This is a genomic window from Rhodobacter sp. TJ_12 (assembly GCF_020023995.1).
GTDB lineage: Bacteria > Pseudomonadota > Alphaproteobacteria > Rhodobacterales > Rhodobacteraceae > Rhodobacter.
Genome location: NZ_NRRD01000098.1, coordinates 1 through 522, shown reverse-complemented (window position 1 = coordinate 522; position 522 = coordinate 1). Strand labels below are relative to the sequence as shown.

Here is a 522-nt window from a genome sequence, read left to right as displayed (position 1 = left end):
ACTTCCGCTTCCCGGGCAAGGGCAAGCTCACGCTGAAATTCGTGGGCGAGGACGGCGCGGTGATCGAACGCGAGGTGTTCGACGCGCCGGGCTCGGGCGTGACCATGGCGATGTACAACCTCGACCAGTCGATCATCGACTTCGCGCGCGCCTCGATGAACTACGGGCTGAATCTCGGCTGGCCGGTGTACCTCTCGACCAAGAACACGATCCTCAAGGCCTACGACGGGCGCTTCAAGGACCTCTTCCAGCAGGTCTACGAGGAGGAATTCGCCGAGAAGTTCAAGGCGGCGGGCATCACCTACGAGCACCGGCTGATCGACGACATGGTGGCTTCGGCGCTGAAATGGTCGGGCGGCTATGTCTGGGCCTGCAAGAACTACGACGGCGACGTGCAATCGGATACGGTGGCGCAGGGCTTCGGCTCGCTCGGGCTGATGACGAGCGTGCTGATGACGCCGGACGGGCAGACGGTGGAGGCCGAGGCCGCGCATGGCACGGTCACGCGGCACTTCCGCCAGC

1 protein-coding gene is annotated in these 522 nt (G+C 64.6%); it reads left to right on the top strand.

What is annotated here, in order from left to right:
- The coding region (locus CKO11_RS17375; RefSeq protein WP_263298510.1) for an isocitrate/isopropylmalate family dehydrogenase at positions 1-522 on the top strand (522 nt) is incomplete at both ends.